Annotated in this window: 6 protein-coding genes; all 6 read left to right on the forward strand. The window is 59.3% G+C overall.

The window, feature by feature from the left end:
- Positions 1 to 881: 881 nt before the first annotated feature.
- The 6 genes from YUU_RS0112805 to YUU_RS0112830 all read left to right on the forward strand — a co-directional run bounded on the left by YUU_RS0112805 (position 882) and on the right by YUU_RS0112830 (position 9736).
- A complete protein-coding gene (locus YUU_RS0112805) occupies positions 882 to 1853 on the forward strand; it encodes a UDP-glucuronic acid decarboxylase family protein (protein WP_035662205.1) in 972 nt (323 codons plus the stop codon).
- On the forward strand, positions 1850 to 2833 hold the full coding sequence (galE, locus tag YUU_RS0112810; protein WP_027522721.1) for a UDP-glucose 4-epimerase GalE: 984 nt from the start codon (positions 1850 to 1852) through the stop codon (positions 2831 to 2833). Before YUU_RS0112805 ends, galE begins: the two co-directional genes overlap by 4 nt.
- 117 nt (positions 2834 to 2950) lie before the next feature.
- Positions 2951 to 4009 (forward strand): glycosyltransferase family 2 protein, encoded by a 1059-nt coding sequence (locus YUU_RS0112815; protein WP_051389729.1) that lies wholly within the window; start codon positions 2951 to 2953, stop codon positions 4007 to 4009.
- Positions 4006 to 6936, forward strand: a complete 2931-nt coding sequence (locus tag YUU_RS0112820) for a trifunctional glycosyltransferase/class I SAM-dependent methyltransferase/polysaccharide deacetylase (protein WP_027522723.1) — start codon at positions 4006 to 4008, stop codon at positions 6934 to 6936. Before YUU_RS0112815 ends, YUU_RS0112820 begins: the two co-directional genes overlap by 4 nt.
- Positions 6933 to 7928: a glycosyltransferase family 2 protein gene (locus YUU_RS50800; protein ID WP_035662207.1), complete on the forward strand. Its 996-nt coding sequence runs from the start codon at positions 6933 to 6935 to the stop codon at positions 7926 to 7928. Before YUU_RS0112820 ends, YUU_RS50800 begins: the two co-directional genes overlap by 4 nt.
- Before the next feature lie 50 nt (positions 7929 to 7978).
- On the forward strand, positions 7979 to 9736 hold the full coding sequence (locus YUU_RS0112830; protein ID WP_245288006.1) for an ABC transporter ATP-binding protein: 1758 nt from the start codon (positions 7979 to 7981) through the stop codon (positions 9734 to 9736).
- The last annotated feature ends 152 nt before the right edge of the window (positions 9737 to 9888 follow it).

Genomic DNA, 9888 nt, shown 5'->3' on the forward strand with positions numbered 1-9888 from the left:
CGCATTCCGCCGGCGGGTGCGGGAATGTTCCTTGATGCACGCCAAAGCCGAGTCGACGGTCAGCCAGAAGAATGGCCAACTCGTGACCTCCTCTCTTGATGCATCGGTCAGCAAGAGTGCTTACTGATGGCGCCTTAAAGTGGGCGATCTATTCTGCGTGAATAGTGTGTGACCGATCGCAGTGAACCTGACCGGAGCGATATGTGAGAATTGTTGTAATTGCCGTCTTCGCATTGTTGCTCGCCGAGTGTCATCCTGCATCGGCGGATCCGATGACGTTGGACTTTTCATGGCGCGGGGCACACGGCTGTATCACGCTCTTCCCGAACCCCGAGATCCGTCTGCGCAATGTTCCAGCAGGTGCCACGTCGCTGTCGCTCACACTTGCGCAGGGCGCTCGCGAATTGGGAGGCCAAGACGTTCCGGTTCCCGCTAATGGCGTTGTGCCGCCTGGGACGATTCGGACGTTTGGTCCTTGCAAGCCTGGTCTGTATGAATGGACCGCCCTCGTGAAATCATCGACGGGGCAGGTTCTGTCGGAAGCGCATCAAGCACGATTCTATCCCGCGGACGAAACCGCAGCGGGACAGTAGTTTCATAACAAAGTCGCCGGCCGAGGGAACCGCTCGCTGCATCCGACACCAGCGCCCGCGGGAGCGGATTCGCTGGTTTGTTCAGACAGTTGCTGCGACGTAAATCCGATGTGGCACGACGAAAGTGGTTGGGGCCTTGCAACTGCGCGTTCCGAGTTCCGGCGCAACATTGCGCCCGCGCCGCGACGCATCGCACCAACTCAGGCCACAATCGCTCTAGATAAGGATCGGCCGGAACTGGGTAAGGTGGAGAGTTGAGAACAAGAACTTGTAACGAGGAGTCAAACCTTGTTGGCGCGAAGGAAGCGAATCCTCGTAACGGGTGGCGCCGGCTTTTTGGGTTCGCACCTCTGCGAACGGCTGGTGAGCGCCGGAAACGAAGTTCTGTGTGTCGACAATTTCTACACCGGTGCAAGGGATAATCTGGCTGGATTGCTTTCCAATCAACAGTTTGAGGTGATCCGGCACGACATCACATTTCCTCTCTATGTGGAAGTCGACGAGATATTTAACCTCGCGTGCCCGGCCAGTCCCATTCATTACCAGTACGATCCCGTTCAGACGACCAAGACAAGCGTGCATGGGTCCATCAACATGCTTGGACTGGCCAAGAGGATACGCGCAAAAATTCTGCAGGCGTCGACTTCGGAAGTTTACGGCGATCCCGAGATTCATCCGCAAGACGAAACCTATTGGGGCAGGGTCAATCCGATCGGGCCGCGCTCGTGCTACGACGAGGGCAAGCGATGCGCCGAAACACTGTTCTTCGACTATCGGCGGCAACACAACCTTTCGATAAAGGTTGCCCGCATTTTCAATACTTACGGTCCACGTATGCGTCCCTATGACGGGCGTGTCATTTCCAACTTCATCGTGCAGGCACTAACCAATCAGCCGATCACAATTTACGGCGACGGGCAGCAGACGCGCTCATTCTGCTACGTCGATGATCTGATCGACGGTCTGGTCAGGCTGATGAATACACGTGACGACGTCGTCGGTCCGATGAATCTCGGTAACCCCGCCGAGATCACAATGCTTGAACTGGCCGAGATGGTCGTGGACCTCACAGGATCCAGATCCGCGATCGAGTTCAAGCCGCTTCCGATCGACGATCCCAAGCAACGCCAACCCAACATCAAATTGGCTAAGGACTCGTTGGGCTGGCTTCCATCGCTCTCGTTGCGGGACGGCCTAGACAAGACCATTGCCTATTTCGAGAGCCTGATGATTGCGCAGCGTGTGGAGGCGACGAAGTGAAAAAGACCGTTCTTGTCACCGGTGGTGCCGGCTATGTCGGTTCGCATTGTTGCAAGGCGTTTGCGATGGCCGGCTGGAACGTCGTGACGCTCGACAATCTTTCCCGGGGGTGGCGCGATGCGGTGCGCTGGGGACCGCTGATCGAGTGCGACATTCGCAATTCCGTCGGCGTGCGCGCCGCCCTGGAAAGCCACAAGCCAGACCTTGTCGTGCATTTTGCGGCGCTGGCCTATGTCGGCGAGTCCGTAGCCGATCCTGCCATCTATTACGACAACAACACGAGAGGAACGCTTGCCCTTCTGGAGGCCATGCGAGCGGCCGGCTGTTCGCGCGTGCTCGTTTCCAGCACGTGCGCCAGTTACGGAATACCCAATCGGATTCCGATAGACGAAACGCATCCTCAAGCGCCCATCAATCCCTATGGATGGTCCAAGATGATCATCGAGCGCATGCTGCAGGACTTTGGTCGCGCGTACGGAATGTCGTCGGTCTCGCTGCGCTACTTCAACGCCGCGGGTTGCGATCCAGACGGCGAGATCGGCGAGCGCCACGAGCCGGAGACGCACGCCATTCCGCTTGCGATCGAAGCTGCGCGCCGAGCTGATCGGCCTTTCACGATTCTGGGAGCGGACTTTCCGACGCCGGATGGCAGCGCAATCAGGGACTATATTCATGTCAATGACCTGGCGCAGGCCCATCTTCTCGCGGGTGAGATGCTGCTAGCTCGAGGCGGTACTCATGTCTTCAATCTCGGTACTGGGATTGGCACGAGCGTGCTCGAACTGATACAGGCCGTGAAGCGTGTCTCCGGAAACGATCCCGTCGTCCGCCGTGGCCCGCGCCGCTCGGGAGACCCGCCGACACTTGTCGCTTCCTTTGCCAAAGCAGAGCGGGAGCTTGGTTGGAAGCCTAGGCAGTCCCACATCGACTTCATCGTCGGGACTGCGCTCAGGTGGCGCGATAACAATCCGCCGGCGTGACATTGCACGAAGATGGCCGACAACTCGTTCATTGCAGGCATTGGATTGGGACGGGGCGTGACGCATGTCTCCGTTGGGTCCGCTTCCGATGTTGCGCAAGCGCGATTGAGGGAGGGCATGACGGTGTTCTGGCGCGCCGACCAGCCCATTGGCCATGTGCTGATGCACGAGGGCAAGGTGACGGATGCCAGGATCGAGCATATCGACGACACGTTTCTCTCAGCCATCGACTCCAAGGTGCGACCGTCGGCAAAGGCGGGGCTCTCGGCAAGCGTGGTGATCTGCACGCGAGACCGTCCGGATGAGCTGAGCAAATGCTTGTTATCGCTGCCTCTGCAGACCCATCCTCCTCGAGAAATTATTGTGGTCGACAATGCGTCGCGCGATCAGCGGACGCGAGATATCGCGGTGGCCGCGGGAGTGACGTATGTTCGCGAGGATAAACCCGGTCTGGATATTGCGCGTAATGCTGGCGCGCTCCATGCAACCGGCGACATTGTCGCCTATACGGACGACGATGTGCTGCTTCACCCGCGTTGGCTGGAGCAGCTGACATGCGCGTTTGACTCTCCCCAGATCGGCGCGGTGACGGGACTGGTGCTTCCGGCCGAGCTCGCGACCGAGGCGCAACGGCACTTCGAGACGTATTGGGGATTTAATAAAGGCTATCGCGAACAGGAATACGACAGCGAAGTGTTCCGATCGCATCGCGGCCAGGTCCTTCCCGCGTGGGACATAGGCGCAGGAGCGAGCATGGCATTCCGGCGCGAGGTGTTTCAGGCCGTGGGATTTTTCGATGAGCGACTGGACGTCGGTCAGGCCGGCTGCTCGGGCGACTCGGAATACTGGTATCGATTGCTCGCGGGCGGCTACACGTGTCGTTACACTCCGGCGTCAGTCGCGTTCCATTTTCACCGTAGGACGATGGATGGCCTGGCCAGCCAGATCTATCACTACATGCGTGGTCATGCGGCAGCGCTTCTGGTGCAGTATGAGCGAACGGGGATCTCGGCGAACCGGCGTCTGGCTTACTATCACAAGCCACGTTGGTACCTCTATCGGCTGCTCCGTAAAGTCATGGAAGGAGACAGCATTCGCGACCGCTTCCTGAAGGAGGAGGTGACAGGATATCTCGCCGGGTTACTGTTCTATCATCGCCGAAGGTTTCGAAGATGACCGCCTATCCGCGTACCTCCGTCGTGATCGCCGCCCGCGATGCCGAAGCAACCATTGCTGAAACGCTCGGCAGCCTGCTCGCGCAGAGCTTCCCCGACTGGGAGGCTCTCGTCGTGGATGACGGTTCGAACGACGCCACGGCCGCGATCGTAGCTGAACATGCGGCGCGGGATTCGCGGTTTCGGGTTCTGAGGTCTGACGGAGCAGGCGCATCAGGTGCCCGCAACAAAGGACTTTCAAACGCGAACGGCGAACGAATACTGTTTCTGGATAGTGATGATTGGATTGATCGATCCTTCCTTGCCCGGATGAATGCTGCGCTGGATCTCGATCCCTCGGCGGTGGCCGCTTATTGCAACTGTTGCCGGATCATGCCTGACGGCAGCGAGACTCCCGTTCGCGGCGATCCGGCCATCCAGGACAACGCTTTTGAGCGGTTCGCTCGTACGTGTGCCACGTTCATCCATGGTGTGCTCGTCTTAAAGAGTGCTGTCGTAAAGGTCGGCGGCTTTGAGACCAATCTCAGTACGTGCGAGGATTGGGACCTGTGGCAGCGAATCGCGCGCTGTGGAGGCAGGTGGATCCATGTCGCCGAGAAAATGAGCTACTACCGGACAAGCGACCGTTCACTGACGCAGGACGTCAAACGGATGCTGGTCGATGCGCAGGTGGTCATTGCGCGCGGATTCTCGAGCGATGATCGCGTCAGCGAGCCGGCACCCGCACATCGGGCGGGAGCATCAACTGCATATGGGAGCGCCGCCGCTGCCTACGCGTATTTCGCGCTCTGGTGTGCCGGATTTGATTGCGGTCGCGGGAATGCCAGCGATCCATCACTGGAAACGCTCAGTGACATTCCAAAGACCGGGACGTCGGCGGACGAGATTACCACCGTCTTGCTCGATGCCGTCATGGTCGGGGCAAGAACTGTGGCTGCCAAGCTGGCGGAACGGTGGCCGCAATACGGGGAGGGCGTAACGAGCCTCATCTCGGCAATCGGTTGCGCATGGAACGACCCGGCAGCAGGGCGAAAGTGCCAATACAGATTCGAGCGGAAAGTGCTCGACCATGACGACCTTTCGGCGCCCAGGGTCCTCACATTGACGCTCGGCACGCGCGTAGACCTTCGCCATATCAGCACCATCAGGCCAACCGGGACTGTTGATCGATTGTACGTCTATCTCTGCGACGGCCCTCGCATCCTGACGCTGGTCGATATTGGGGCTCTCGGCACTGTCGGCAGCCGCTTCTGGATCGCATTGGCCGCCGACGGACTCGTTCATTTGCAGGTTAAAGACCAGATCGGAAACCTGGTTCGGGCAAAAATCGCGCTCCACAAGCGGACCGGACGGCTTCGATCTTTCATGCGCGACGGGCGAGATACGCACCGGGCGCGGCTGCGCGAGTTGAACTTGCGGGCTTCGCGCCAGGCGCGGCCGCTCATCATTTCAGGCATCCCCGATACCAGCGGCCGGATGCGATGCGTCGAGAAGTCTCAAGCAACCGTACGCAAGCAATTTTGGGAAGATCTCTTCGAGCAGGAAGATCCCTGGAACTACGGTTCGCCGTATGAACAGGAAAAGTACAACCGGCAGCTCGAGCTCCTTCCAGACCGACCGATGGATCATGCGCTTGAGCTTGCGTGTGCGGAAGGTCATTTCACGCAGCAATTGGCCCCCAGGGTCAAGCGCCTCCGGGCCGCCGATATTTCGACCAAGGCGCTCGATCGCGCCCGCGCCCGATGCAATGGACATCCGAACATTGAGTTCTCTCAACTGGATTTGTCCGGCGATCCGCTTCCGCGGGACGTCGATCTGATCGTCTGCTCCGAGCTCCTTTACTACCTTAATGACGAGGCTGAACTCGAACTGGTCGCAAAGCGATTGGCGCAAGCACTGCGCCCCGGCGGTCATCTTTTGGCCGCCCATGCCTTTGTGCTGAAGGATAACATGTCCCGAACGGGTCTCGACTGGGAGACCCCGTATGGGGCGGAGACGATTACGCGGATTGTCCGGGGCGTACCCGGACTGGCCCTGGAGACGTCGATCGAGACGGAGCTTTACCGCATCGATCGGTTCAGGCGGTTACTGCCGGGCGAAGGCACCCCTGATACGCAGGTCAGATGCGCGGCCGTCAACGTGCCGATCGAGGTCGAGGTTGCGCGGTCCATCGTGTGGGGTGGTGCCGTCGCGCGCAGGTTTGACGTCGCGCAATCCGAAAGACGCATGCATGTTCCGGTCCTGATGTACCACCGGATTGCGGTTGAAGGGCCAGGTGAACTGGCGCGGTACCGCCTGTCTCCCGATGCGTTCCGGCAACAGATGTTGTGGCTTCGCCGCAATGGGTACCACACGATCAATTCCGATCAGCTCGCCTGGTTCGTGACAAACAACCATTGGTTCGTCGGCAGGCCGGTGATGATCACCTTCGACGATGGGTACGAGGATTTTGCCGAGCATGCATGGCCGATCTTGCAGGCAAACGATTTCTCGGCAGAGGTGTTCGTTGCGACCGACTTCGTGGGAAAGCGGGCGGAGTGGGATGCATCGTCCGGAGAGCCTGCTTCGCTGCTCGGTGCGGCCAGGATTGCGGGGCTTGCCGCCGAGGGCGTGTCCTTTGGCAGCCATTTGGCGAGCCACCTGCGGAGCGAGGAGCTTGCGACCTGGAATCTTGCCGAGGAACTGACGCGATCTCGTGCACAGTTGGAACGATGGCTTGGGCGACCGATAACGTCGCTTGCCGCGCCTTTTGGCTCCACCGATCAGCGGCTCGGCATTCTCGCAGCCGAATGCGGCTACAAGACCCTGTTCAACACGGTCAGCCGGGCCGCGACACTGAAGGACAATTTGTTGGACCTGCCGCGAATTGAGGTCAGAGGCGATTCTACGCCGGACACATTCGCGCGCTGCCTGGAGCAGTATCAATGAGTGTCGGTACGCTCCTGGTCAGTGTTGTTATTCCGGCCTTCAACGCCGGTGCAACGATCGACGAGACGCTTCGTAGCGTCAGATCCCAGTCGCACCGGCAGCTGGAAATCATTGTCGTGGACGACGGCTCTACGGACGACACAGTTGCGATCGTCCAGCGACATCTGGATCAGGATTCTCGAATAGCAATCATAGAACAGCGTAATGCGGGGGTGGCCGCCGCCCGGAACGCGGGCTGGCAGGCGGCGCGCGCGGACTTCGTCGCGTTCATTGATGCCGATGATCTCTGGACGCCTAGCAAGGTCGAGCAACAGCTTCAGGTCTTGCTGGATGCAGGAAAAAGGACTGGTCTTGTCTACAGCTGGTATGATTGGATCGACGCCGACAGTCGCGTGAGCGCCAGGTCCGAGCCGGTGTTCCATGCGGGCGAGGTGCTGGACTATCTTTGCCAGGGAAATTTCATTGGCAACGGCAGCTCGGCGCTGGTTCGCCGGGAAGCTCTCATAGCTGCGGGAGGTTTCGAGAGCGGACTCAGGGCATCGGGTGCCGAAGGCTGCGAAGATCTACTGTTCTATTGCCGTGTCGCGGAGGCGTACCACTTCGGGGTCGTGCCCGAGTACCAGATTGGCTATCGCTATCTCCCGAACAACATGTCGAGCAACATGACCCGGATGTTCCGGTCGTGGATGCTGGTCGCAGATGAGATCATGACGCGGCATCCCGGGCGCACGGCGCTCCTCGATCAGGGCTTCAGAAACTATGCGCGTTGGCTGCTTCGGAGAGCCCTGACGGGTGGTCAGTTGTGGTACTTCGTTTCAGTCCTTGGCCTCCTGTGCAGACGGAATCCCATGCTGGCGCTCAGGGTCTTCGTGCACGATGTGCCGCGAGATACCGTCTCCGCGATCCGGTGGAAATGGCGCCACCAGCGTCACAGAGCAGTTCGACATCCACTTTCGTCGTTTGCGATCGGCGATCCAAATCAATCGCTATGACAGAGAACGCGGACAATACGAGAAGACCGAGAGCTGCCCGCAGCGCTGCATTGGTCGAACTGTTCAAGCTGCTCAAGCTTGCTCCGCTGCCCCGTTGGGTGACGCCCGCGCTGATCGTCCTTGGCCTGGCTGCATCGTTGGCTGAGACGGTCGGGATTACCCTCGTGCTACTGTTCTTCTATTTCGCGATGGGGCAGGTGGAACTTGCGACGTCGACCGGCGGCCTCCTGGGCGAGGCGCTTCGATATGCGGCGAACTGGTTTCACAGCTCGACTGAAACTGCTGTCGTGCTGCTCCTTCTCATCGTTGCTCGCGGTGCTCTTTCTTTTGTCAACACACTCATCAGTGCGCGTGTTGGCGAACAGATCAATGAAGCCGCACGCAACCGCGTCCATCTGCAGTATCTGGCGACTTCGTATTCGTTCTTTCAACGCCATGAAGAAGCATATCTCATGGAGGTGTTGGGAACTGAGACATGGGTGATTTCTGGAGCATACGCCAGCCTCACCCGCATTATCGTGAGCTCGTGTTCGATTTTTCTCTTTGCGTCCTTTCTGTTGGCGCTCTCGATCAAGGTAACCGTCCTCGCCATCGTTGCCTCGATGCTTGTATCGGCCGGATTGCGTCATCTTTCATTGCCCATGCAGCAGTTGGGCACCGGCGTAAAGCTGGTTCATCAAAGACTGGGGGAGCACATGTTGATGACACTCCAGGGTATGCGCACGATCCGCGCATATGGCCAGGAGGAGAGTCACCAGAGGCGCTTCGAGCAGGCTTCGACGCAGGCGCGACAGGTCGCGCTGCGGCTTGCGCGTCTGTCTGCCCTGGTCTCGCCTCTGACGGAGGTGGGGTATCTTGTCGTGCTGTTTCTCGTCATCGCGTCCGCAGACATGTGGGGAATTGGCTTTGCGACGAGCTTGACCGCGGTAGCGCTGCTTTATCGATTGCAACCGCATATGCGAGACCTGGAAGGGAATTTGCTGTATATGGCGCAAATCGAGCCCCAGCTTCGGTCGATCCGACACATGCTGTCGACGGATGACAAGGAGTACCCTAAGGCTGGGCACGTTGCCGTGACTGAATTGGATGACGGCATCTCATTTCGCGACGTGACTTTCCGCTATGACGCCGGAGCCGAGGCCGCGCTTTCGGATGTTTCGTTTGACATTCCGGCGGGGAAGACCACTGCGCTCATTGGAGCCAGTGGAGCGGGCAAGACCACGATCGTAAATCTGCTGCTGCGACTCTATTCGGCCAACGAGGGTGTCATACGGGTCGATGGTCGACCCATCGAAGATGTTCGCCGGACAGATTGGCTCGGCATGCTCGCGATTGCGGGCCAGGATGTCGACCTGATCGAAGGCACGGTGATCGAGAATGTTCGGATGGCCAAGAACGACGCCACCGAGGAGGAGGTTCTGCAGGCGCTGCGGGTGGCGGGTATTTCAGAGGTCGTCGAGGCCTTGCCCGGCAAATACGACACCTGGATAGGACAGCATGGCCTGCGCTTTTCGGGCGGTCAGCGTCAGCGTCTTGGTCTTGCACGCGCCATTGTGCGCAATCCGAAGTTCCTAATCCTTGACGAAGCAATGAGCGCGCTCGATCTGGCGCTCGAGGACAGCATCAGGAGCGCGATCCAACTGCACTTCAAAGGCCGAACTTTGTTGCTCATAACGCACCGCCTCGAGTCCCTGCGCGATGCGGACCATGTGGTGTGCATCGAAAACGGCCGGGTTCGCGCGGAGGGTCCTCCGGCGAAAGTCCTGGCGAATCCGAGGAGCGTACGTACCGCGAACTTCGCGCGCTGAAATCGGTTCGGGGCCGGCATCGAGTTCTAGCCGGTTCCAGTAGCCGCAGGACCGGAACGAAGCCTGGTTCCGCGCGCTGCTTGAGACGCGATAGCCCGTGCGTGGAATTCGCCTGTTCCAGAACAGCGCTGACTTATCAGCCCGTAGTGTTA

The sequence above is a fragment of the Bradyrhizobium sp. Ec3.3 genome (assembly GCF_000472925.1).
In the GTDB taxonomy this organism is placed as follows: Bacteria; Pseudomonadota; Alphaproteobacteria; order Rhizobiales; family Xanthobacteraceae; genus Bradyrhizobium.

Coding starts and splice junctions, on each gene's coding strand:
- YUU_RS0112815 (WP_051389729.1), top strand. CDS start 2,951: ATGACGGTGTTCTGGCGCGCCGACCAGCCCATTGGCCATGTGCTGATG.
- YUU_RS0112820 (WP_027522723.1), top strand. CDS start 4,006: ATGACCGCCTATCCGCGTACCTCCGTCGTGATCGCCGCCCGCGATGCC.
- YUU_RS50800 (WP_035662207.1), top strand. CDS start 6,933: ATGAGTGTCGGTACGCTCCTGGTCAGTGTTGTTATTCCGGCCTTCAAC.